This window comes from Devosia sp. Leaf420 (assembly GCF_001425445.1).
GTDB lineage: Bacteria > Pseudomonadota > Alphaproteobacteria > Rhizobiales > Devosiaceae > Devosia.
On record NZ_LMQU01000001.1, the window covers coordinates 45325 to 69021 of the forward strand.

Consider the following 23697-nt stretch of genomic DNA (forward strand, 5'->3'; position numbering starts at 1 on the left):
ATGGTTTTGCGCGGGTTGGGTACCCCCACCTAACCTCCCCCTGGTAGGGGGAGGGACACATCGGGGAGATTAAGAGAGCGGATATAGGGCCGCGTCATTCCCGCGAAAGCGGGAATCCCTCTTTTGGTGCAATGGGATTCCCGCTTTCGCGGGAATGACGCCGAGGACTGGGAGGAATCTGGAGTGGTGGCGCCCTGCCCTCAGAGCTTGATGTCGATGATTTCGAGGTCGTGGTTTGCGAGCGTTGCAATGTCGCCGACGGATTTGCCGAGGAGGACCTGGGCGATTGGGGAGGCGTGGGAGATGGTGCCCGATTTTGGATCGGCTTCATCTTCGCCGACGATGCGGTAGGTTTCTTCGCGGCCGTCGTCGCGGGTGAAGGTGACCTGGCTGCCGAAGGTGACGGCATCGGTGGTCGTTGGGGCGGCGACCAATTGCGCTGAGCGGACGCGTTCGGTGAAGTAGCGGAAGTCGCGGAGGGGCACGGCGGATTGGCGGCGGCGCTCGTTGATGTCTTCGATCGTGTTGGCCGTTTCGAGGGCAGCGCGGGCGGATTCGATCTGAGTATGGAGGGCTTCGAGCCCGGTGTCGGTCACGAGATTGAGGCCGGATGGAATCGGGCGATCCGGGAGGACGGATTCGGCGGCGGTTTCGGCACTTTCTTCCTTGGTGAAGGCGACGCTCACGGCGAACTCCGAACAATAATCTGCATGTTGCGCTTGCCACAGACGAAGCGCCCTTGTCGACCGTCATTGCCCGGCCTGTCCGGGCAATCCATCACTTGGAGGCATGGACCACCGGGACAAGCCCGGTGGTGACGCAGGAAAAGAATTCATGCACGCCTGGAATGAAAAGACCGCCCGGCACGAGTGCCGGACGGCCTTGGGGGACATAGTCCGCCGCGCTGTTGAGGGCTTGGGGGACAAGCGGCTGACCATATCCTGCTCACTGGTGCATGGGTCGTTTGCCTTGCCAGTGAACTGACTGCAAAGATGGTGGCCAAATGCGGCAAGAAAAGTGCAGCTCACCGAAGTGTGAAAGACCGGTTTACTCCCGGCCGTTCCGTTGAGAAGGTGTCATGCGGTGCTTATATTGACCGGTCAAACAGGCGCGATTCCGAAGCGCCGAAATGAGGATGTGCAATGACGACACTCACCCCGCCCCGACTTGAGACGCAAAGTTTCACCGATCCGGAAGCGGCATGGGCGCGCATTGCCGAAATCTATCATCGCAACTGCAATTTCATTCGCGACCATCTCCATGGGCTGGCCAAGGGCGAGGTGCCGGCGGGGCGGGTGCGCGCCTGTTATCCGCAGGTGGAAGTGCGCTCGACGAGTTATTCCAAGCACGAAAGCACCCTGCCCTATGGCTATCTCCATACGCCGGGCATCTACCGCACCACGGTGACGGCGCCGGACCTGTTCCGGACCTATTTCCAAGAGCAGTTCACGGTGCTTCTCCGCAATCATGGCGGCACTATCGACGTGGGCGAGAGCGAGACGCCGATCCCGCTGCATTTTGCGCTGCCGCCGCATGAACATGTCGATGGCGCAGCGCTCAATGCGTTGGGGATTCCGCTGCGCGATGTGTTCGACGCACCGGACCTGACCAATACCGACGATGAAATCGCCAATGGCACTTATGTGCCGCCGCGGGGCGGGCCCTACCCGCTTTCAGCCTTTACGGCGCCGCGCGTCGACTATTCGCTGTTTCGGCTGGCCCATTATACCGGGACGGCGGCCGAGCATTTCCAGAACTTTGTGATTTTTACCAATTACCAGTTCTATATCGACGAGTTCTGCCGGGTCGCGAAGGCGTGGATGGCGGAAGGCCATGAGCACTATCAACGGTTCATCGAGCCGGGGAATGTGTCGACCGACAATATGCTGACCGGTGGCGAGGTGACGGGCAATGCGCCGCCGCGCATGCCGCAAATGCCGGCCTATCATCTTGTGGGCGATCGCGGGCGCGGGATTACCATGGTCAATATCGGCGTGGGGCCGTCTAACGCCAAGACGATCACTGACCATATCGCGGTATTGCGGCCGCATGCCTGGATCATGCTCGGGCACTGCGCGGGGCTGCGGAATAGCCAGGAGCTTGGGGACTATGTTTTGGCCCATGCCTATGTGCGCGAGGACCATGTGCTCGACGCCGATCTGCCGCTGACCGTGCCGGTGCCGGCGCTGGCGGAAGTGCAGGTGGCGCTTGAGCAGGCGGTGGAGGAGATTACCCAGACCGAGGGGATCGAGACCAAGAAGATCATGCGGACGGGGACCGTCGCGACCTTCGACAATCGCAATTGGGAACTGCGGGATCAGGCCGAGATCGTGCGGCAATTGAGCCAATCGCGCGCGGTGGCGCTCGATATGGAAAGCGCGACGATCGCGGCGAACGGGTTTCGGTTCAGGGTGCCCTATGGGACACTGCTCTGCGTTTCCGACAAGCCGCTGCATGGCGAATTGAAGCTGCCGGGCATGGCTTCGGATTTTTATCGGACCCAAGTGAACAAGCATCTGCAGATCGGGCTGAGGGCCATGGAGATCCTGCGGGATCAGCCGGCCGAGAGGCTGCATTCGCGGAAGCTGAGAAGCTTTGCGGAGACGGCGTTCCAGTAGAGATCGTCTCGATCACGTTTTTGTTCGGATCCGGAACATAGCGTGGGTTATCCCGTTGTTAGTGCATAACACTTTCGATAGGAGCGAAAGATGCACAAGGACGAGGCTAAAGGCGTTGGCAATCAGATCAAGGGCGCAGTGAAGGAAGCGGCAGGCCGCGTCACTGGTAACGAGCGCCTTGAAGCCGAAGGCAAGGCCGACAAGGCTGCTGGCAAGGTTCAGCAGAAGTCCGGCGAGTTTAAGGACAAGGCGCGCGATGCGCTGAAGCACTAAGGTCCACAGGACTTTTTTGAAAAAGGGGTCGCGGTAACGCGGCCCTTTTTGGGTTTGGGGATTACCCCCTCCTAGCCTCCTCTTGCGCACCCAGGTCTCCAGCCAACTCACCGGGGTTCCCTCGGGCGTGACCCGAGGGTCGCTCGTCAAGGACCAGATGCTTGTGGCTCTCGAACTGGCCCTCGGGTCAAGCCCGAGGGAAGCACAGTGGGTGGGGAGGTTCGAATGCAAAAAGGCTCGGTGTTTCCACCGAGCCTTCCAGTAAGTGAGGGCTGATCAGCGGCCTTTGACGACGGAGTAGCCGGCGTATTTGGCGGAGGTGCCGAGCTGTTCTTCGATGCGGATCAACTGGTTGTACTTGGCCATGCGGTCGGAGCGGCTGAGCGAGCCGGTCTTGATCTGACCGCAGTTGAGCGCGACAGCGAGGTCGGCAATGGTCGAGTCTTCGGTTTCGCCCGAGCGGTGCGACATGACCGAGGTGTAGCTGGCGCGGTGGGCGGTTTCGACGGCGTCGAGGGTTTCGGACAGCGAGCCGATCTGGTTGACCTTGACGAGGATCGAATTGGCGACGCCCATCTTGATGCCCGAGACAAGACGCTGGGTGTTGGTGACGAAGAGATCGTCGCCGACGAGCTGAACCTTCTTGCCGATGGCGTCGGTCAGGGCCTTCCAGCCATCCCAATCGTCTTCGGCCATGCCGTCTTCGATGGTGATGATCGGGTAGCGAGCAGCGAGATCGGCGAGGAAAACGACGTTTTCTTCGGACGTGAGCGACTTGCCTTCGCCCTTCATCTCGTACTTGCCGTTCTTGTAGTATTCGGTGGCGGCGCAATCGAGGCCGAGGAAGACGTCCTCGCCGGGCTTGTAGCCGGCCTTTTCGATCGAGCGCATGATAAAGCCGAGGGCTTCATCGGCCGAGCCGAGGTTTGGCGCGAAACCGCCTTCGTCGCCGACATTGGTGTTGTGGCCGTCGGCGGAGAGGTTCTTCTTCAGCGTGTGGAAGATTTCCGAACCGATACGGACGGCGTCGGCGATCGAGGTCGCGCCGGCGGGCAGGATCATGAATTCCTGCATGTCGATCGGGTTGTCGGCATGCTCGCCGCCATTGATGATGTTCATCATCGGCACGGGGAGAACATGGGCATTCGGGCCGCCGATGTAACGGTACAGCGGCAGTTCGCTCGATTCAGCGGCGGCCTTGGCGACGGCGAGCGAAACGCCGAGAATGGCGTTGGCGCCGAGCTTGCCCTTGTTGGCGGTGCCATCGAGATCGATCATGGCCTGGTCGATGGCCAGCTGATCGAGCGCATCCATGCCCTGGATTTCGCTGAAGATGATGTCGTTGACGTTTTCGACGGCCTGGGTGACGCCCTTGCCATTGTAGAGCTTGCCGCCATCGCGGAGCTCAACGGCTTCGTGCGCGCCGGTCGAAGCGCCCGAGGGCACGGCGGCGCGGCCGAAGCTGCCGTCATCCAGAACCACATCGACTTCAACGGTGGGATTGCCGCGGCTATCGTAAACCTGGCGACCCTGGATATGGATGATGGATGACATGGAAATTCCCTTCGGGGCAGTTTTCTCGGTGTGGAGCCTGTCTAGACGCGCCTTGTGACAGAGAAAAGAGGGGCGCGCAAAAATACTGGCGTGGGAGTCGGGGAAATGGGTTCGCTTCTGGAAAGAAAGGCCCCCTCACCCGGCCCTGCGGGCCGACCTCTCCCCCAGAGGGAGAGGTGGCGATCGCCCGCGCTTCAGTGATGGAACCGTTAGGCTTTGAGCCTGCCGTTGGCGATGAGCCAGCCGAGCGCGTCTTCGACGCCGGCGAGGGAGGAAAAGCGCGGGGCGTAGCCGAGGAGGCGCTTGCCCTTTTCGATCGAGCAACTGGGGCTGCGGGCGATGTGTTCCCAGGTGGCGGCAGCGTTTTGTTCGGACTGGCGGGATTTCCAATCGTCCCAGGGAGCGAAGGCGAGGTTCGGTTCGTGGCCGAAATAGCGATAGATGGCGCTCGCGTAGTGGCGGAGGGTGACGGCGCCGGGGGAAACGGAATGGAAGGCTTCGCCGACTGAGGCGCCCCAATTGGTCATGGCGAGGATCAGCAGCGCGGCGATGTCGTCGGCGTGGATGTGATGGACGGTTTCCATGCCGAAGTTTGGCAATTCGAGCGTGTCGCCGCGCGCGATGGTTTCGAAAACGGCGATATCGCCATTGCCGGCGGGATTGAGCGGTGCCCAGCCCTGCCCGACGATGTGGCCGGGATGGATGATGGTGGCGGGGAAATTTTCGCGCCGGGCGATGTCGAGCAGATAGGCTTCGATGGCAGCTTTTTGGATGCCGTAATCGCCGAAGGGACGCTTGGTGACGTCCTCGGGGGTTGGGACGACCTCGGACAGGCCATGGGTCCAGATGGTGCCGATGTGGAGGAAATGCTGGACCGTGCCCTTGAGGGCCTCGACGAGCTGGCGGGCGCTATCGAGGGTAAAGCAGATATTGTCGATGACCACATCGCCCTGAAGATTGGCGATGTTCGAGCCAAAACTGCCCTGGCGCTCGAGGGCGTCGCGATCGAGCGTGATGCTTTCGACCTGGGACCAGGCAGCGTCGGGCAGATAGGGCTTTGAGGTGCCGCGCGTGACGGCGACGACTTCATGGCCCAAACGCACGAGGCGCGGGACGAGATAGGTTCCGATATGGCCAGTGGCCCCAATGACGACGACGCGTGCCATGATTGAAAATCCTCCCGCGGCTGGTTTGGACCGCGGCTTCGTCCTAGCATGTATGGAAGGGCTATACAGCCCACCGATTCCGGGAGAGAGAATTGACCAAACCACTCGTCAAGCAAATGGCGCATACCTGCATTTTTGCGCGCGACCTCGACGCCGTCGAGACGTTTTATCGCGACGTGATCGGCATCGCGCCGAAGTTCGATTTCAAACGGGGCGAGGAGCGGATCGGGTTCTATCTCGATTTCGGCAATCGGACATTTGTCGAGGTTTTCCTCAAAGGCGAGTCGCGGTTCGAGGAGAGCAATCAGATCAACCACATCTGCTTCGAAACGGACGATCTCGACGGGTTTATCGCCAATGCCAAGGCGCATGGGGTGGGGATTACGGACAAGAAGCTTGGGGTGGATCACACCTGGCAGAGTTGGCTGGCGGATCCGAGCGGGGTCAAGCTCGAGATTTTTGAATATACGCCCGAGAGCATGCAGTTTGGGGCGAATGGGGTGGTTTGTCAGGTGGATTGGTAACAATCCACTGACGCGATCGGCTTCCAAGATTGTCGTCACCACCGGCTTGTCCCGGTGGTCCACGCGGAGGCGAGATGGATTGCCGGGACAAGCCCGGCAATGACGGCGGGGGAGCTATGGTGAGCCTCGGATCGTGCAGCGGTTCAGATGGAGACTAGGCCGTCACACCACGTCGCTCTTTTCCAAATCAAAACCCTCGTCGAGCCAGCCGGTGATGCCGCCGGCCATGATTTTTACGGGGCGGTCGAGGTTCGCGAGGCGGAGGGCGCCGCGGGCGGCGCCGTTGCAGTGGGGGCCGGCGCAGTAGGTGATGAAGAGGGTTTCGGCGGGATAGGCTTCCATCTTTGTGCGGGTGATCTTGCCGTGGGGCAGATTGATGGCTCCGGGGATGTGGCCGGCGGCGAACATCGTGGGGCTGCGGACGTCGAGGAGGACGAAGTCGGGACCGTTGGTTAGGGCGTCATGGACGTCCCAGCAATCGGTTTCGAAGGCGAACTGGGCTGCAAAATGCTCGCGGGCGAGGATGCTGGGCGCGGCGGGGATGGCGGCGACGGAAGTGGGCATGGTTTTTCTCCTATGCCCTCTTGATAGGAGCGCCCTGCCCGGCTGAATATTGGCGCGAATGACAATATGCGTCGATATCATGCCAAACTTGACCGGTCCCCTCGTCGTCGCCCTGATCTACGATGGGCTTTGCACTTTTGAATTCGGCATTGTCGCCGAGGTTTTCGGGCTGTCCCGGCCGGAAATGGGGACAGGATGGTATCGGTTTGCGTCAGCGGCGGTCGATGCGGGACCGATGCGGGCGCATGGCGGGATGACCGTTGTGGCCGACCATGGGCCGGAGATTTTGGCCGAGGCTGACGTGATCGTGGTGCCAGGGTGGCGGGGTGCGGATGCGCCGGTGCCGGAGGCGCTGATCGAGCAATTGCGGGCGGCGCATGGGCGCGGCGCGCGGCTGGCGTCGATCTGTTCGGGTGCGTTCGTATTGGCGGCGACCGGCCTATTGGATGGCGGGACGGCGACGACGCATTGGCGGTATGCCGACAAGCTCAGGGAGCGGCATCCCGCCATCAGCGTCGATGATGCGTCGCTCTATCGGATCCATGATCGCATTCACACCTCGGCAGGCAGTGCGGCGGGAATCGACCTGCTGATCGAGATGGTCCGACAGGATTTTGGGGCGGCGGCCGCCAATTCGGTGGCGCGGCGACTGGTGATGCCGGCGCATCGGGCGGGTGGACAGGCGCAGTTCCTCGAGCGGCCAGTGGGCGTGCGCGAGGGCACGGAGATCGGGCCGCTGCTGGAGGAGGTCCGGAAGAGCCTTGCGGCGGACTGGACCGTGGCGCGGATGGCAGACGCCATGGGGATGAGCGTGCGGACGTTTTTGCGGCGATTTAGCGAGGCGACGGGGCAATCGCCGGGGGATTGGATTGCCGATGAACGGGTGAGCGAGGCGAAGCGCCTGCTGACGCGGGGCGAACGGAAGATGGAGGATGTGGCGCTGGCGGTGGGCTTTGGGAGCGCCCACGCATTGCGGCATCATTTCAGGCGGAAGGTGGGGGTTAGTCCGAGTGAGTATCGGGCGCGATTTTTGGAGGTGGCGGGGTAGCATAGTCTAGCAACCGGCCGTCACCACCGGGCTTGCCCGGTGGTCCATGCGGAGGAGAGATGGATTGCCGGGACAAGCCCGGCAATGACGATGGAGTGGGGTGCGGAGTACCTCTTACTCCGAGGTCTGGCGGATGAAGCCGAAGGCGACGAGGGTGATCACGGCGGCGAGGATCATGTAGTAGCCGACGGTGTGGAGGCCATAGGTGGTCGCGAGGTAGGAGGCGATGTAGGGCGCAAAGCTGGCGCCGAAAATGCCGCCGAGGTTGAAGGTGAGCGAGGCGCCGGTATAGCGAACGGCGGTTGGGAATGGCGCGGCGAGAGCAGTGCCGAGGGGGCCGTAGGTCATGCCCATCAGCGCAAAGCCGATGCAGAGGAAGCCGAGTACGCCATAGACATTGCCCGAGCCGAGGAGCGGGGCGAGGATGAGGCCGAATACGGCGATGCCGATCGAAACGCCGATCATGACCGGGCGCATGCCGAAGCGATCGGCAAGTACCGCGGAAAGAGGGATGAACGCGCCGAAGAACAGGACGCCCACCATCTGCAGGATGAGGAATTCTTCGCGGCTATATTTGAGCGTGCCTGTGCCGTAGCTCAGCGAAAAGACCGTCATGATGTAAAACAGCACGAAGGTGGCGAGGGCCGCCATGGTGCCGAGGGCAAGGCTGACCTTGTGCGAGCTGATGACATCGAAGAACGGAACTTCGACGCGCTCTGATTTTTCGACGGCCTTGGCGAATTCGGGCGTCTCGGTGATTTTCAGGCGAATGAAGAGGCCGAAAATGACCAGCACGGCGCTGGCGAGGAACGGCACGCGCCAGCCCCAGGCCATGAAGGCTTCATCGCCAAGGAAATGGGCGAGGACGAGGAAAATGGTGGTGGCGAAGAAGAAGCCGACCGGGGCGCCCAATTGTGGGAACATGCCATACCAGGCGCGCTTGCCTTCGGGGGCATTTTCAGTGGCGAGGAGGACTGCGCCGCCCCATTCGCCGCCGAGACCAAGCCCCTGCCCCAAGCGGCACAGCGCCAGGAGCAGCGGCGCCAAAATGCCGATCTGGCCATAAGTGGGCAGAACGCCGATCAAAACCGTCGAAATACCCATGGTGAGGAGCGCGGCGACGAGCGTTGCCTTGCGGCCGACCTTATCCCCGAAATGGCCGAAGAAGGCGGCGCCGATCGGGCGGGCGAGGAAGGCAATGGCGAAGGTCGCGAGCGAGGAGAGGAGCGCCGAATTGGCATCGCCCGAGGGGAAGAAAAGCTGCGGGAACACGATCACCGCGGCTGTCGCATAGATATAGAAATCGAAAAATTCGATCGTGGTGCCGATCATGCTCGCGGCGAGGACGCGGCGGGCGGAATTCCGCGGCTGTGCAGCCGGGGATGTTTGCATATCTATGGTCATGGCAATCCGGAGTGTTCTTTGATCTGGTTTTAAGCCAGCGCGCCTCCATCCCGCAACGGCCGCGCCTTCGCTCGTTGACGGCGGAGTACCGTAGGGTACGGTTGGGCGCAAGGGATTTTGCCTGCTTCATCACGGGGACGTGGGGTAATTCCCGGAGCCTTCCCCAAATTTTGCCTCATGTGGCGGTGATCAGTGCTGCATGACGCTTATTCGCCCTGCCCTGCTCGCCGCCGTTTTCCTTCTGCCGCTCTCTGCCTTGGCGCAGGAGGTGGACCTCGCTCCTATCCTTGAAAATGCTGAAACATTGGAGCCGTTGGAAACGGTGATGGTGGCGGTGGATGGCAAGATCATCGCCGAGCGCGGCTATGCCGGGCACACGGTGGACGAGCCGACCAATATCAAATCGGCGTCGAAAACCGTGGTATCGGCGCTTGTGGGGATCGCGATCGACAAGGGTTTGATCGACGGTGTCGATCAGAAAATATCGGATTTTCTCAGCGATGATTTTCCCGAGGATGCCGATCCGCGGCTCAATGACGTGACGGTGGGCAATCTGCTGTCGATGCAGGCGGGCTTGGCGCCGACGTCGGGGCCGAATTACGGGCGCTGGGTGGCGAGCCGGAACTGGGTGCGCGCGGCGCTGGACCAGCCCTTTGAGACCGATCCGGGCGGGAGAATGCTCTATTCGACGGGATCGACGCATCTGCTTTCCGCCATTCTAACCGAAGTGGGCGGCGAATCGAGCCTTTCATTGGCACGTGACTGGTTTGGCGCGGTAGATGATTTTGGGATTGGCGGCTGGGAGCGGGATCCGCAGGGGATTTATCTCGGCGGCAATCAGATGGCGATGAGCCCGCGGAGCCTGCTCGCCTTTGGCGAGGTCTATCGGACGGGTGGGCTGGCACCCGACGGCAGCCGGGTTTTGAGCGCCGAGTGGGTGGAGCAATCCTGGACGGAGCGGACAGATTCGCGGTTTACCGGGGACGGCTATGGCTATGGATGGTTTCTGCGCGAGATCGGCGGCGAGGATGTGCGTTATGCCTGGGGCTATGGCGGGCAGATGCTCTATATCGTGCCAAGCCTGGATTTGACCGTGGTGATGACCTCGGACGAGAATTCGCCATCGGCTGGTAACGGGCACCGGGATGCGCTGCATGCGCTGTTGGCGGAGATTATTGGGGCGGTGCGGAGCGAGGCGGCAGTCGATACTTCCCAGCCAGAGACCTAAGCCGCTGATCGGTCGCTAAAAAGTCGCTTTTACTGGGGACGGTTCGCCAGTTTCGGAGGAGCGTCATCATGGCATTGGAAACGGTCTCGGCGGGAGAGTGGCTGGAGCGGGTGAAGCGGGGAACTGCGACTTTGCCGGTCGGGCTCGGCGACTATGTCGGCCGGTTTGAACTGACGCCTGCTGGCATGCCGCTCGATGATATCGCCGCGGGATTTCACGCTGGTGATTTGCGGATCGATGGCGAGTTTCGACCCGAAAGCCTGATCACGGCGGTGGATGGCGATCTCGTGGTCGAGGGGCTGGTATCGACGCAGGGCGGCGAGGATGCCGATGGCAATGCGACGCTGATCGTCTTTGGCGATCTGCGCTGCAAGACGCTGATCAATGACTGGGCGAGCATCATCATCGTGACGGGCGACCTGATCGTCGAGGATTGGGTGTTTGCAGCACGGGAGGATTCAGCGCTGCTGATCGGCGGCGATTTTAAGACACCGCTTTTTATCGGCGCGGATATCGGGGTGACGGTCGGCGGCGAGATCGTCGCAGATTATGCCTATGGCTATGCCAACGGCGTCCCCGCCCCGGGACAGACCTATGGGGACAGCAAGGCGATGGACAATCGGAGCTGGCGCGAGATCGCGACGCGACTAGGGTTTGGGCGCGAAGTGACGGCAGAGGAGGAATTTATGCCGGCGGTGGATTTGCGGGTGATAACGACAGGGAGCTTGCTGCCGGTGTGATCGGGGCGAGTGTTCAGTCTTCGCGCTTGTGGCTATCGAGTTTTTTGTTGGCCAAGGACTTTTCGGCGGCTGACTTTTGCTTTTCGGCTTTGGTGCGGCCGAATTTGATGCGGTTGGCTTCGGCCGCCGCTTCTTTTTCGGTGCGGGCCTTGGCCTTCCGGGCACTGCGGAGATTGATGATTTCGGCCATGGCGGCTCCGGGTCAAGCGGCGAGGTAGATGTTGGCGAGGACGGGGCCGTATGGCGTTTGGACCTCAATGACAGCGCGACGATAGCCTTCGCCTTCGAAGGCATCAAGGCGGGGCCAGTGGGTGGGGAGATCGGGGCTATAGAGGAGGTGGACCGGGACTTCGGGGCCGGAAGGATCGGCGCGGAAGACGGGGTAGCCTTCGGCAGGACCGGTGCCTGAGGGGAGGCGGTGGCCGCGGACGGTGCCGCGGCTCCAGGTGCCTTGAAGGTCGGCGAGCTGGGCGAAGTTGGATTCGCCCGGGCTCAAGGTGCCGTAGTTGGCCAAGCGGTGCTCTGGCCCCTGCCCGGTCATCAGACCAAGCGACTCTGTTCCATGGCTGCCGAGATGAAGCTCGTGAACAACGGATGGGGCTCGAAGGGTTTGGATTTCAGTTCGGGGTGGAACTGCACGCCGATGAACCATGGGTGATCGGTGCGTTCGACGATTTCGGGTAGCTTGCCATCGGGCGAGACGCCGGAGAACAGGAGGCCGTTCTTTTCGAGGAGTTTCCGGTAGTCCATATTCACTTCGTAGCGGTGACGATGGCGCTCGGAGATGCGGGTCGAGCCGTAGATGTCGGCAACGCGAGAGCCGCGGGTCAGCTGGGCGGGATAGGCGCCGAGGCGCAGGGTGCCGCCGAGATTGCCGGAGCTGTCGCGGGTTTCGGTGTCGTTGCCCTTGACCCACTCGGTCATCATGCCAACGATCGGCTCCTTGGTGGGGCCGAATTCAGTGGAGGAGGCATTCTTGATGCCGGCCGTGTTGCGGGCGGCCTCGATGCAAGCCATCTGCATGCCGAAGCAGATGCCGAAATAGGGCACGTCCTTGACGCGGGCAAAGCGGGCCGCCTCGATCTTGCCGGCAGAGCCGCGTTCGCCGAAACCGCCGGGCACGAGAATGCCGTGGACATGTTCGAGGTATGGCGCTGGATCGTCGCGCTCGAAGACTTCGGAGTCGATCCATTGCAGGTTGACCTTGACCTTGTTGGCGATGCCGCCGTGAGTCAGGGCTTCCGAGAGCGACTTATAGGCGTCCTTGAGGCCGGTATATTTGCCGACGATGGCGATGTTCACTTCGCCTTCGGGATTGTGATAGCGACGGGAGACTTCGTCCCAGGCCGACATATCGGGCTCGGGCGCGTCGGTGATGCCGAGGGCAGCGAGGATTTCGCGGTCGAGGCCTTCATGGTGATAGGCGACGGGCACATCGTAGATCGAGGCGACGTCGAGGCCCTGGATCACGGCGGATTCGCGCACGTTGCAGAAGAGCGAGAGCTTCTTCTTTTCGCCTTCGGGAATCGGACGATCGCAGCGGACGAGCAGGACGTCGGGGGCGATGCCGATGGAGCGGAGCTCCTTGACGGAGTGCTGGGTCGGCTTGGTCTTCAGCTCACCGGCCGAGGGAATGTACGGCATGAGGGTGAGGTGGAGATAGCAGGTGTGGTTGCGCGGGAGATCGTTGCCGAGCTGGCGGATGGCTTCGAAGAAGGGAAGGCCTTCGATATCGCCGACGGTGCCGCCGATTTCGACGAGGACGAAATCATAGTCCTCATTGCCATCGAGCACGAAATTCTTGATCGAGTCGGTGACGTGCGGGATGACCTGCACGGTGGCGCCGAGGAATTCGCCCTTGCGCTCTTTCGAGAGCAAATCCGAATAGATGCGGCCCGAGGTGATGTTGTCGCGCTTGTTGGCCGCGCGGCCCGTGAAGCGTTCGTAGTGGCCGAGATCGAGGTCGGTCTCGGCACCGTCGTCGGTCACGAAGACCTCGCCGTGCTGAGTGGGCGACATCGTGCCGGGGTCCACATTGAGATAGGGGTCGAGCTTTCTCAGGCGGACCTTATAGCCGCGCGCCTGCAGCACTGCGCCGAGCGCCGCTGAAGCCAAACCTTTGCCAAGGGAGGAAACCACGCCTCCGGTGATGAATACGTACCGTGCCATGGGCAATCACCATAAGCCTATAAGGAGCGATTCGTGGAGCCGAACAAAACGGTCCACACAAAAAGAAGAAGGGGATGTTTCCATCCCCTTTTTCGGCTTTGCCTTGCGGCGTCTTAGTTGCCGGTCGTTGGAGCCGGCTGTTGATTTTCCGTCGCCGGAGCAGCTTCCGGAGAAGCTGCGGGCGCTGCATCTGGTGCAGCGGCCGGGGCCGTTTCCGAAGAAGCGGCCGGGGCGGTCGTCTCGGTCGTTGCTGGAGCGGACGGGACAGGCAGATCGCTGGTCGATGCCGGAGTGGTCGCCGCTGGTGCCGTGGTGGTGGCAGGAGCTGCGGGAGTCGTCGTGGTGGACGGCGCCGGAGTCGAGGTCGCAGGTGCCGAAGCGTCGGCCGGAACCGGAAGATCCGATGTCGTGTCGCCCTGGAGAGCGTTCAGCGCATCGAGAACGTTGGATGGCTGAGTGCCATCTTCCGTGGTCGTCGCCCGATCGAGAATGCTCGACGTGCCGCGATCGAGTTCGCTGAGAATAGTCAGGCCAATGGCCGTGGCGAAGAAAAGCGTTGCCAGGATTGCCGTGGTGCGGGTCAAGAGATTGGCCGAGCCACGCGCCGTCATTAGGCCGCCACCGCCGCCACCACCGATACCGAGCGCACCACCTTCGGAGCGCTGGATCAGGATGACACCGATAAGGGCCAAAACGATCAGCAGATAGACAACAATAAGGACGTTCGCCATGAGGTCTTGGTCTTCGCGTCAGTCATAAAAGATGCGGCGTCATACACGCCTAAAACGGCAAAGGCCAGAGCGTTGCCATGTTTTTCATGGCAACGACCTAAGCCGTTCGGTCAGACCGACGAGATAATGGTGTAAAAGTCTTTTGCCAAGAGGCTAGCGCCGCCGATAAGCCCGCCGTTGACGTTGTCGACATTGAGGATTTCGCGCGCATTGAGCGGCTTCATCGAGCCGCCATAAAGAATGCGAAGCGTGTTGCCGCGCTCTTCGCCGAAGCGTTCGACAAGACGAGCGCGGATATTGGCGTGCATCTGGGCGATTTCTTCGAGCGTCGGGGTACGGCCAGTGCCGATGGCCCAGACTGGCTCATAGGCAACGACGATCTCATGATGTTCCGCGGCGTCGGGGATCGATCGCGAAAGCTGTTGATTGACGATGGATTCGGCTGAGCCACCATCGCGTTCGGATTCGGTCTCGCCGACGCAAATGATCGGCTTGAGGCCAGCGCCGATCGCGGCTTCCGCCTTGGCGCGGACGATGTCGTCGTTTTCAGCGTGATTGGCGCGGCGCTCGGAATGGCCGACGATGACGAACTGCGCGCCAGCATCGGCAAGCATATATGCGGAAATGTCGCCTGTGTGGGCGCCGGAGGCTTCCACGTGACAATCCTGGCCACCGGCCATGATGCCGCTCGAAGCGCCCTGTGCCGCGACGGCGGCAAGGATGGTTGCGGGTGGGCAAACGACGACGACGGCGCGCGGGGCCTCCCCCGTTGTGAGCAATTGGGCCAGTTCAGTCAGCTCATCGAGCGACTGTGACAGCCCGTTCATCTTCCAGTTCCCGGCGATTAGCGGTGAGATGGTCGTCAATCTTGCTACTCCTGCCTCTTGCGCCAAGGTGGGCTTTGCCCTAACCCCGGCAGTCGGAATGTCTTACTAGTCTCAGGCAACCCATGCGGTAAAGCCTCAGACCCCAAACTGGAACGTTCGAAATGCTCGATGGTTTGCGTGGCTTTGCAAAATCCTGGCCGGGAAAGATCATGGGAGCGTTTCTGCTCGTCGGCGTGGCAGGGTTCGGCATCAATAATGTCATCACCGATCTCGGCAGCAATACCGTTGCGCATGTTGGGGATCAGGAGATCACCTCCCGCGAATTTCTACGCGCCTACCAGAGCCAGGCGAACCGTTTGGCTCAGCAGCTTGGCCGCGTGCCGACCGGCGCGGAAGCCGAAGCCATGGGGCTGCCGAGCTTCGTTATTCTTAACCTAGCGCAAGGCGAGGCTCTCACCGGCCTTGCAAATAAGATGGGTCTCGGTGTTTCCGACGACAAGCTGGGGCAGATGTTGCGCCAGGATCCGTCCTTCCAGGGAACGCTGGGGAACTTTGATCCAGCCGTGTTCAACCAGGTGCTGCAGGCCAGCGGCTGGACGGAATCGGAATATTTCCAGACGCGGGGCGACGAAGCCAAGCGCGAACAGCTCGTTTCGACGCTGTTCCCGGCAAAGACGCTTCCCGATGTCGCGGCAACTCTGATCAACGACTATGCCGGTACGCAGCGCACGATCGACTATGTGACGCTCAACGAAGCCAATATCGAAACGCCGGCAGCGCCGACCGAAGAGGAACTGGCCGCCCATCTCACCGAGCACCAGAGCGAATTCCGCACTGTCGAAACGCGCAAGGTGCAGATGATCGATCTCTCGATCGCCTCGCTTGCGGCGACGAAAACCATCGCCGACGATGCCGTGGCGGTGGAATATGAGCGGATCAAGGCCAGCCTGACGACGCCGGAAAAGCGGACGATCGAGCAGGCCGTATTGACCGCCGATCAGGCGACCGCCTTTGAAACCGGGCTCGCGGCGGGCAAGGATTTTGCGACGCTCACAACCGAAGCCGGCGTGACGCCAACCAGCCTTGGCACGCTGACCAAGGCCCAGGTGACGGATACGGCGCTTGCCAATGCGGCCTTTGGGCTGCAGCAGGGTGGCGTGACCGTTATCGATGGTGTGGCGGGCAAGCGCGCCATCCACGTTTCGGCGATCGAGGCGGAACGCCAGCCAACGCTCGAAGAAGCGCGCGCCGATATCGTCAATACTCTCGCAACGGCGGAAGCCCGCACCGAGGTCAACGACGTGCTCGACCAAGTCGAAGAACTGCGCGCCGCCTTCCGGCCGCTGAGCGAAATCGCCGAACGGTTCAAGCTGCCGCTCTACGAAGCTGACGTGACGAGCGGCGGCAACCAGCTCGACGTTTTGACCAATGTATCGCCGGAAGACCGGACCAAGGTGAGCCAGGCGATCTTCAAGGCGACCGCTGGCCAGTTGACGCCATCGATCCCGATCACCGGCAATGCTCATGTGTTTTTCGATCTCGTCGAAGTGCAGGCTGCACGCGACCAGACACTGGACGAAGTGCGCGACGCCGTGACGACGGCGCTGACCACCGAGCGCACCAATAATGCGCTGCTGGCCAAGAGCGAAGAAATCGTAGCGCAGTTGCGTGGCGGTGCAACGCTTGCCGATGTTGCGACTGGTCTCAACCTCTTCCCGCAGATTTCGCCGCCTTTCTCGCGCTTCGGCTCGGATGACGGCTCGATCGACAATGTCGTGGCGCAAGCCGCATTCAATGGCGGGCCGGACTATAAGGGTTCGGTGGTTTCGAGCTCGGGCGATTTCATGATCTTCGAGGTGGTCGACAACACGACGCCGACCGAACCGCTTGAAACCGCCGCTGCCGACAACCTGCAGACGGAGGCGCAGAACGGGGTCTATGGCGATTTCGTCGCAGCGCTGCGCGACGATGCGGGCCTGAAGATAAACCAGCAGGCGCTTCAGCAACTGATTACTCTCAACTTCGGCCAATAACCCACCAACGGATCGGACACGATGGGCGACGACTTTTCCACGCGTTTTGCAGAGCAATATGAAGCCGGCAAATCGCAGATCGTCTGGCGTCGCATCGTGGCCGATCTCGAAACGCCCATCGGGACCTATCTGAAACTGGCGCAGGAGCGGACGCACTCGTTCCTGCTCGAAAGCGTGCAGGACGGGACGACGCGCGGGCGCTATTCGATCATCGGGCTGCTGCCGGACCTCATCGTCCGCGTGGAAGACGGCACGGCGCGGGTCAATCGGCAGGCGCAGCTTGATCCCGATGCCTTTGAGGTGATGACGGAAAAGCCGCTCGACGCGCTCCGCGGGCTGGTGGCGGAAAGCCAGATCGTTGTGCCTGAAGGGCTGCCGCCGCAGTCCGCGGGAATTTATGGCTATCTCGGCTATGAGATGGTTCGGTACATGGAGGTGTTGCCGAACACCAATCCCGATGACCTCAAGACGCCGGAAGCGGTGCTGATGCGGCCGTCGCTGCTGGCGATTTTCGACACGGTCAAGGACGAGCTCTATCTGACGGCGCCGGTCTATGTGAAGGCTGGGGTTTCGGCGCGGCAGGCGCTTGAGGCGGCTGAGGCGCGGATTGACGATGCGATCGGCCGGATGGGCCGGGCACTGCCGGCGACCCCTGCCCTGCCAGATCTGGCGGCGATTGAAGTCACCAGCAACACCTCGCGCGACGAGTATTTTGAGATGGTCCGCCAAGCCAAGGACTACATCTCGGCCGGCGATATTTTCCAGGTCGTGCTGAGCCAGCGGTTTTCTGCTGATTTTACGCTACCGCCGACGGCGCTCTATCGGGCGCTGCGCAGGACCAATCCCAGCCCCTATATGTATTTCCTCGACTTCGGCGACTTTGCCGTGGCGGGGTCGAGCCCGGAAATTCTGGTGCGGGTGCAGAATGGCGAAGTGACCATTCGGCCGATCGCCGGGACACGGAAGCGCGGGGCGACGCCGACGCGGGATCAGGAACTGGCGGCGGAGCTGCTGAGCGATCCCAAGGAATTGGCCGAGCACCTGATGCTGCTCGATCTTGGGCGCAATGATGTGGGCCGCGTGGCGGAGACGGGTTCGGTGAAGGTCACCGACAAGTTCTTCCTCGAATATTATAGCCACGTGATGCACATCGTCTCGAACGTAGTGGGCAAGCTCGATCCGCAGTATGATTTTGTGGATGCGCTTTCTGCCGGGTTCCCGGCGGGGACGGTTTCGGGTGCGCCAAAGGTGCGCGCGATGGAAATCATCGACGAACTCGAAAAATCGCGGCGCGGGATTTATGGCGGTTGCGTGGGGTATTTTGGGGCCGATGGCACCATGGATACCTGCATCGTCTTGCGCACCGGCATTGTGAAAGACGGCAAGCTCTATGTGCAGTCGGGAGCCGGGATCGTTGCCGACAGCGTGCGTGAGTTGGAACAGCTCGAATGCGAGAACAAGGCGCGTGCCCTTTTCAGCGCGGCAGAAGAAGCGCTACGCTATGCCGGCGAAGCGGGAGTGGGACAGTGAACGTGCGTGTGAAGTTTCTGCGATGGCGGGGCTGGTTCTGAACGATTTCACCAGAACCACTCTTGAGGACAGGCCCAAATGACCAAAACCCTCGTCATCGATAACTACGACAGCTTTACCTATAATCTCGTCCACTTCCTGGGCGAGCTCGGCGCCACAATGACCGTGCGCCGCAATGACAAGATCACCCTTGAAGAAATCGCCGCGATGGCGCCGGAGGCGATCGTGCTTTCGCCGGGGCCGTGCACGCCGACCGAGGCGGGCATTTGCCTTGCCGTGATCGACCGGTTCAAGGGGCAGATTCCGATGCTGGGCGTGTGCCTTGGGCATCAGGCCATGGGTCAGGCGCTGGGCGGCGATGTCATTCGCGCGCCGCATCTGGTGCATGGCAAGACCAGCAAGATCAACCACACAGGCAAGGGTATCTTTCGCGGGTTGAATGCGGGCTTTGAGGCAACGCGCTATCATTCGCTGATCGTAAAAGCGGAAACGCTGCCGGATGTGCTGGAAGTGACGGCGACGACGGATGATGGGCTGATCATGGGGATGCAGCACAAGACGCTGCCGCTGCATGGGGTCCAGTTTCATCCCGAGAGCATCGCATCGGAAAATGGCCATGCGCTGCTACAGAATTTTCTAAAAATCGCCCGCGACTTTAACGGCCAGAGGGCGGCGTGATGGATATCAAGCAGGCCCTCCACAAGATTTCCGAAGGGCGCGACCTGACGGGCGAAGAGATGCGTTCGGTGATGCGGCTGATCATGGATGGTCAGGCGACGCCGGCGCAGACCGGCGCGTTCCTGATGGGCATGCGCATCAAGGGCGAAAGCGTGGGCGAGATTGCCGCAGCGGTTTCGATCATGCGCGAGAAGATGGTTCCGGTCGATGCACCTGAAGAGGCGATCGATATCGTCGGGACCGGTGGCGACGGCATCGGGACGCTCAATATTTCGACGGCGGCATCCTTTGTGGTGGCGGCGGCTGGTGTGCCCGTCGCCAAGCACGGCAATCGGGCGCTATCGTCCAAGTCAGGATCATCGCAGGCGCTCGAGGCGCTGGGGGTGAAGCTCGACCTGACACCGGCGCAGATCGGCGAATGCGTGCGGCAGGCCAACATTGGTTTCATGTTTGCGCCATCGCATCATCCGGCGATGAAGCATGTGGGCCCTGCCCGCGCCGAGCTTGGCGTGCGGACGATGTTCAATCTTTTGGGGCCGCAATCCAACCCGGCGAGCGTTCGACGGTATGTGCTCGGGGTTTATTCCGAGCAATGGGTCGAGCCGGTGGCGGCTGCGCTTTTGGCCAATCGGGCGATCAAGGCCTGGGTCATGCATGGCAGCGATGGGCTTGATGAGCTCACGGTGACTGGCCCGAGCTTTGTAGCACAGATTGCCAATGGCGACCTGCGCAGCTTCGAGATCACGCCGGAACAGGCGGGGCTGCAGCGCTATGAGCTCAAGGATATTTTGGGTGGCACGCCGGACGAAAACGCTGCGGCGATCCACGCGCTCTTTGATGGCGCGTCGGGCGCCTATCGCGATATCGTGCTGCTCAATGCCGCGGCGGCGCTGATCGTGGCGGACAAGGCGGATGATCTCAAGCAAGGCGTTGCCATCGCCCGCGATGCGATTGATTCTGGCGCCGCAAAACAGACCTTGGCCAAGCTGGTGGCCGTTTCCAACGGACAGGTTGCATGACCGATATTCTCAAACAAATCGAAGCCTATAAGCGCGAGGAAATCGCGGCGGCGAAGTCGATGCGGCCATGGGCAGAGGTTGTGGCGCAGGCGCATGACCAGCCGGCGCCACGCGGGTTTTTGCGCGCGCTTAGGGACAAGCGGGCGCAAGGGCAATATGGCCTGATTGCCGAGGTGAAGAAGGCGAGCCCGTCCAAGGGGTTGATCCGGGCCGATTTCAATCCGGCGCAGATTGCGCGGGATTATGAGACGGCTGGGGCGGCGTGCCTCTCGGTGTTGACGGATAGGCCGAGCTTTCAGGGTTCGCCGAGCTATCTGATCGAGGCGCGGGCGGCGACGCGGCTGCCGGTGCTGCGAAAAGACTTTTTGTTTGAGACCTATCAGGTGGCGGAAGCGCGCTCCTGGGGCGCGGATTGCATTCTCATCATTCTTGCGGCCGTCGATGATGACGTGGCGCGGTATCTGCTCGATTCGGCGGCGGAATGGGGCATGGATGCGCTAGTGGAAGTGCATGACCAGCTTGAGCTTGATCGGGCATTGGCGCTCGATGCGAAGTTCATCGGCATCAATAACCGGAACTTGCGGACGTTTGAGACGACGCTCGAAACGTCGGTGACGCTAGCGGCCGGCGTGCCAAGCAATGTGACGCTCGTCAGCGAGAGCGGCATCGTCAATCATGAGCATGTACGCATGCTGGAGGAACGGGCCGGGATAGGCCATTTCCTCGTCGGCGAAAGCCTGATGCGGCAGGACGATGTGGTCGCGGCGACGCGGGCTCTATTGCAGGGTGTGCCGGAAACGGTGCGCTGATGGCCGAGCGGCGTCTGACCCATCTCGATGCTAAGGGCGAGGCGCATATCGTCGATATCGGCGAGAAGGCGATCACGCGGCGGCGGGCGGTGGCGCAGGCGCGGTTGAGCGGCGGGGCCGAAACGATTGCGACCATTTTGGGTGGTGGGCTCAAGAAGGGCGATGCGCTGGCCGTGGCGCGCGTTGCCGGGATCATGGGCGCCAAGAAGACCTCGGACATCATTCCGCTCTGCCATCCGATCCCGCTGACCAAGGTAAGCGTCGAGATCGAGGGCGAGACCGAGACGACGATTCTCATTCGCACGGTTGCCGAAACGACGGGACAGACGGGCGTCGAGATGGAAGCGCTGACGGCGGCGACCACGGCAGCATTGACGCTTTACGACATGGCCAAGGCGCTCGACCGGGCCATGGTGATTTCAGACATTTGCCTTGTGGAAAAATCCGGCGGCAAGTCGGGCGATTATCGAAGAGATTCATGAGCTTGCTTCCGGTTGATGACGCGTTGAATCGCATTCTGGCGCGGGTGCCGGATGTGGTTGGCGAGAGTATAGCGCTGGGCGATGCGGCGGGACGTGTGCTCGCAGCGCCGGTGATTGCGACCCATGACCAGCCGCCGTTCAATGCCAGCGCTATGGATGGCTATGCCATGCGGGCGGCGGATGTCGCTGAGGGCGTGTGGCTGAAGGTGATTGGCATGTCGCAGGCCGGGGCCGGTTTTGCGGGTAGTGTTGGTGCTGGCGAGGCGGTGCGGATTTTTACCGGCGCACCGGTGCCGGAGGGTGCCGATACAGTCATTATGCAGGAAGAGGCGGAGCGGAACCGGGATATCGTGCGATTCACGGCCCCTGCCCGGCTGGGCCATAGTGTCAGGCCGCGCGGCTACGATTTTGCCGTTGGGCGGACGATTTTGGAGCGTGGGACGCGGCTTGGGGCGTTTCAGGTGGCAGTTGCGGCGGCAGCGAATGCTGGGACTGTCAGCGTGGCGCGGCGGCCGAAGATTGCGCTACTGGCGACGGGTGATGAACTGGTGTTGCCGGGGACTGTCCTGGGGCCGGACCAGATCGTGGCGTCCAACAGTGTGGGGTTGGCGGCTTCGTTTGCGCCTTTTGCGGAGACGGTGACTGATTTCGGAATTGCGCGTGATGAGCGCGCAGATCTGGATGCGGTGCTCGATCAGATTTTTGCCAGTGATCCCGACGTCGTGGTGACGACCGGCGGAGCGAGCGTCGGCGAGCATGATCTGGTGCAGGCGGCGCTGGTCGAGCATGGGGTGACGCTCGATTTCTGGCGGATCAATATGCGGCCGGGAAAGCCGCTGATGTTTGGAACGCGTGGCAAGACGCTGGTGTTTGGGCTGCCGGGCAATCCGGTTTCGGCCATGGTGACGGCAGAGATATTTATCAAGCCAGCGTTGCGGCATTGGCTGGGTTTGCCGGAGGTCGAGGCGCTGCACCTGCCGCTCTTGGGGCCGACGCCGAAGAACACGGCGCGGCGGCATTTTATGCGGGCGCGGGTGACGACGCTGGATGGCGTGACGGGGCTGTTGCCGATCAGCGAAACGGATAGCGGACATACGTCGTCGCTGGCGGCGGCGGATGCGCTGATTGTGCAACCGGAGTTTGATCCGGGGCAGATGGTGGGCACGGTGGTTTCGGCGCTGCCGATTGGGGCGGTTTGAGGCGCTTAATGGTTATTGAGCTAGTTGCGGCACCCCCCTCATCCGGCCCTGCGGGCCACCTTCTCCCCGAGGGGGAGAAGAATAAGAGGGCCTCTGCCGCACGAATTTTGTCGCTGGAGCAATCCAGGGCTTCTTGGATAGCGTAACAGTCGTCGACGACTGGAGGTCGCGATCATGGGCGCCTTTGCTGCTTATCCTTTTCCTGCACTCATCTCGGCTTTGGCGCTGACGCTAGCGGTTTTGGCGCTGGGGTTTCGGCGGACGGATTATTTCGTCAGCCTTGGGTATGGGTTTTCGATTGCCGCGCAGGCGCTGCTGTTTCCGCTGGCTTATCTCGCCACACTGGATTTCTGGCTTGGGGCGCAGTCGATCCTGTTGCTGGCATACGGCCTGCGGCTCAGCAGTCATCTTATCGCGCGGGAGCGGCAGCCGAGTTTTGCGCGGGAGTTGGAGGCGTCGAAGGAGCGCAGCCGGCATATCGTCGGTTGGCTCAAAATCGTCATCTGGGTGAGCGTGGCGGCGCTTTATGTCGCGATGTATGCGCCGGCGCTGATCAGTCTCTCACGGGCTGGCGAAGGTGTGGCCCTGCCCTCGCTTGGTTGGGGGCTGGCTGTGGCGGTGGTCGGGCTCGCCATTGAAAGTTTGGCGGACTGGCAAAAGTCGCGGTTCAAGGCGGAGCATCCGAGCCGGTTCTGTGATGTCGGGCTTTATCGCGTGGTGCGGTCTCCGAATTATTTCGGAGAGATGGTTTTCTGGCTCGGGATTTTTGTGTCGGGGATTTCGGCTTATGGGAGCTGGCTTGATTGGGGGCTGGCGATCTTGGGGTTTGTCTGCATTCAGTTGATCATGTTGGGGTCGGCGCGCCGGCTGGAATTGAAGCAGACGGAGCGGTATGGCGCGGATGCGGCGTTTCAGGATTATGTGCGGGAGGTGCCGATCCTCTTTCCCATGGTGCCGGTTTATTCGCTGAGGGATTGGAAGATTTATTTGGGGTGAGTTGTGCCACGCCCTTGTGGTTCGAGGCTGCGCTGCGCTTCGCACCTCACCATGAGGGCTACTGGCGGAGGCGGCGATCCATGACAGGAAGCCCCCCTCACCCGG

The 23697-nt window shown here is 61.6% G+C and carries 24 protein-coding genes; 14 read left to right on the top strand and 10 right to left on the bottom strand.

Annotation, left to right across the window (positions count from 1 at the left end; all coding sequences use genetic code 11):
* Nucleotides 1–200: 200 nt before the first annotated feature.
* Entirely contained in the window at nt 201–686 is a 486-nt protein-coding gene (gene greA, locus ASG47_RS00220) for a transcription elongation factor GreA (protein WP_061906744.1), read from the bottom strand.
* A gap of 456 nt (nt 687–1142) precedes the next feature.
* On the opposite strand from greA, the gene ASG47_RS00230 reads away from it, so the two are divergent.
* Both ASG47_RS00230 and ASG47_RS00235 read left to right on the top strand, forming a co-directional pair.
* Nucleotides 1143–2618 carry an AMP nucleosidase gene (locus tag ASG47_RS00230; RefSeq protein ID WP_061906746.1) on the top strand — a complete coding sequence of 492 codons (1476 nt, stop codon included), beginning with the start codon at nt 1143–1145 and terminating at the stop codon, nt 2616–2618.
* A 90-nt stretch (nt 2619–2708) separates the two neighbouring features.
* Complete coding sequence (locus ASG47_RS00235) at nt 2709–2891, top strand: CsbD family protein (RefSeq protein WP_061906747.1); 183 nt, start codon at nt 2709–2711, stop codon at nt 2889–2891.
* 276 nt (nt 2892–3167) lie between these two features.
* On the opposite strand, the gene eno is transcribed toward ASG47_RS00235, so the two are convergent.
* Nucleotides 3168–4445, bottom strand: a complete 1278-nt coding sequence (eno, locus tag ASG47_RS00240; RefSeq protein WP_061906748.1) for a phosphopyruvate hydratase — start codon at nt 4443–4445, stop codon at nt 3168–3170.
* Between the two features lie 209 nt (nt 4446–4654).
* Nucleotides 4655–5611: an NAD-dependent epimerase/dehydratase family protein gene (locus tag ASG47_RS00245; protein WP_061906749.1), complete on the bottom strand. Its 957-nt coding sequence runs from the start codon at nt 5609–5611 to the stop codon at nt 4655–4657.
* 92 nt (nt 5612–5703) lie between these two features.
* Here ASG47_RS00245 and ASG47_RS00250 point away from each other — a divergent pair, with 92 nt between their 5' ends.
* Nucleotides 5704–6135 (top strand): VOC family protein, encoded by a 432-nt coding sequence (locus ASG47_RS00250; protein ID WP_244487010.1) that lies wholly within the window; start codon nt 5704–5706, stop codon nt 6133–6135.
* Nucleotides 6136–6297: 162 nt separating this feature from the next.
* On the opposite strand, the gene ASG47_RS00255 is transcribed toward ASG47_RS00250, so the two are convergent.
* The gene (locus tag ASG47_RS00255) at nt 6298–6699 is read right to left on the bottom strand and encodes a rhodanese-like domain-containing protein (protein ID WP_061906750.1); all 402 of its coding nucleotides are present in this window, start codon (nt 6697–6699) and stop codon (nt 6298–6300) included.
* 79 nt (nt 6700–6778) lie between these two features.
* On the opposite strand from ASG47_RS00255, the gene ftrA reads away from it, so the two are divergent.
* A complete protein-coding gene (ftrA, locus tag ASG47_RS00260) occupies nt 6779–7747 on the top strand; it encodes a transcriptional regulator FtrA (RefSeq protein ID WP_082511522.1) in 969 nt (322 codons plus the stop codon).
* Between the two features lie 114 nt (nt 7748–7861).
* Here ftrA and ASG47_RS00265 read toward each other — a convergent pair whose 3' ends face one another.
* Nucleotides 7862–9139 carry an MFS transporter gene (locus ASG47_RS00265; protein WP_413813443.1) on the bottom strand — a complete coding sequence of 426 codons (1278 nt, stop codon included), beginning with the start codon at nt 9137–9139 and terminating at the stop codon, nt 7862–7864.
* 211 nt (nt 9140–9350) lie between these two features.
* Here ASG47_RS00265 and ASG47_RS00270 point away from each other — a divergent pair, with 211 nt between their 5' ends.
* Complete coding sequence (locus tag ASG47_RS00270) at nt 9351–10379, top strand: serine hydrolase domain-containing protein (RefSeq protein WP_061906753.1); 1029 nt, start codon at nt 9351–9353, stop codon at nt 10377–10379.
* Nucleotides 10380–10447: 68 nt separating this feature from the next.
* Nucleotides 10448–11119 carry a hypothetical protein gene (locus ASG47_RS00275; protein WP_061906754.1) on the top strand — a complete coding sequence of 224 codons (672 nt, stop codon included), beginning with the start codon at nt 10448–10450 and terminating at the stop codon, nt 11117–11119.
* A gap of 13 nt (nt 11120–11132) precedes the next feature.
* On the opposite strand, the gene ASG47_RS20130 is transcribed toward ASG47_RS00275, so the two are convergent.
* The 5 genes from ASG47_RS20130 to tpiA all read right to left on the bottom strand — a co-directional run bounded on the left by ASG47_RS20130 (nt 11133) and on the right by tpiA (nt 14885).
* Nucleotides 11133–11309 (bottom strand): DUF4169 family protein, encoded by a 177-nt coding sequence (locus tag ASG47_RS20130; RefSeq protein WP_082511491.1) that lies wholly within the window; start codon nt 11307–11309, stop codon nt 11133–11135.
* 12 nt (nt 11310–11321) lie between these two features.
* Entirely contained in the window at nt 11322–11633 is a 312-nt protein-coding gene (locus ASG47_RS00280; protein ID WP_200940845.1) for a gamma-glutamylcyclotransferase family protein, read from the bottom strand.
* Nucleotides 11634–11659: 26 nt separating this feature from the next.
* On the bottom strand, nt 11660–13288 hold the full coding sequence (locus tag ASG47_RS00285; protein ID WP_061906756.1) for a CTP synthase: 1629 nt from the start codon (nt 13286–13288) through the stop codon (nt 11660–11662).
* Nucleotides 13289–13401: 113 nt separating this feature from the next.
* Nucleotides 13402–14019 (bottom strand): preprotein translocase subunit SecG, encoded by a 618-nt coding sequence (gene secG, locus ASG47_RS00290; RefSeq protein WP_082461259.1) that lies wholly within the window; start codon nt 14017–14019, stop codon nt 13402–13404.
* Between the two features lie 110 nt (nt 14020–14129).
* Nucleotides 14130–14885, bottom strand: a complete 756-nt coding sequence (tpiA, locus tag ASG47_RS00295) for a triose-phosphate isomerase (RefSeq protein WP_200913674.1) — start codon at nt 14883–14885, stop codon at nt 14130–14132.
* Between the two features lie 122 nt (nt 14886–15007).
* Here tpiA and ASG47_RS00300 point away from each other — a divergent pair, with 122 nt between their 5' ends.
* The 8 genes from ASG47_RS00300 to ASG47_RS00335 all read left to right on the top strand — a co-directional run bounded on the left by ASG47_RS00300 (nt 15008) and on the right by ASG47_RS00335 (nt 23592).
* Nucleotides 15008–16879, top strand: coding sequence for a SurA N-terminal domain-containing protein (locus ASG47_RS00300; protein ID WP_061906757.1), 1872 nt, complete (start codon nt 15008–15010; stop codon nt 16877–16879).
* 21 nt (nt 16880–16900) lie between these two features.
* Nucleotides 16901–18409, top strand: coding sequence for an anthranilate synthase component I (trpE, locus tag ASG47_RS00305; RefSeq protein ID WP_061906758.1), 1509 nt, complete (start codon nt 16901–16903; stop codon nt 18407–18409).
* Nucleotides 18410–18487: 78 nt separating this feature from the next.
* On the top strand, nt 18488–19087 hold the full coding sequence (locus ASG47_RS00310) for an anthranilate synthase component II (RefSeq protein ID WP_061906759.1): 600 nt from the start codon (nt 18488–18490) through the stop codon (nt 19085–19087).
* Nucleotides 19084–20106: an anthranilate phosphoribosyltransferase gene (trpD, locus tag ASG47_RS00315; protein WP_061906760.1), complete on the top strand. Its 1023-nt coding sequence runs from the start codon at nt 19084–19086 to the stop codon at nt 20104–20106. The genes ASG47_RS00310 and trpD overlap by 4 nt, the downstream gene beginning before the upstream one ends.
* Nucleotides 20103–20915 carry an indole-3-glycerol phosphate synthase TrpC gene (trpC, locus tag ASG47_RS00320; protein ID WP_061906761.1) on the top strand — a complete coding sequence of 271 codons (813 nt, stop codon included), beginning with the start codon at nt 20103–20105 and terminating at the stop codon, nt 20913–20915. Before trpD ends, trpC begins: the two co-directional genes overlap by 4 nt.
* Nucleotides 20915–21397 carry a cyclic pyranopterin monophosphate synthase MoaC gene (gene moaC / locus ASG47_RS00325; RefSeq protein WP_061906762.1) on the top strand — a complete coding sequence of 161 codons (483 nt, stop codon included), beginning with the start codon at nt 20915–20917 and terminating at the stop codon, nt 21395–21397. The genes trpC and moaC overlap by 1 nt, the downstream gene beginning before the upstream one ends.
* Nucleotides 21394–22596, top strand: a complete 1203-nt coding sequence (gene glp / locus ASG47_RS00330; protein ID WP_061906763.1) for a gephyrin-like molybdotransferase Glp — start codon at nt 21394–21396, stop codon at nt 22594–22596. Before moaC ends, glp begins: the two co-directional genes overlap by 4 nt.
* Nucleotides 22597–22770: 174 nt before the next feature.
* Nucleotides 22771–23592: a DUF1295 domain-containing protein gene (locus ASG47_RS00335; RefSeq protein WP_061906764.1), complete on the top strand. Its 822-nt coding sequence runs from the start codon at nt 22771–22773 to the stop codon at nt 23590–23592.
* The last annotated feature ends 105 nt before the right edge of the window (nt 23593–23697 follow it).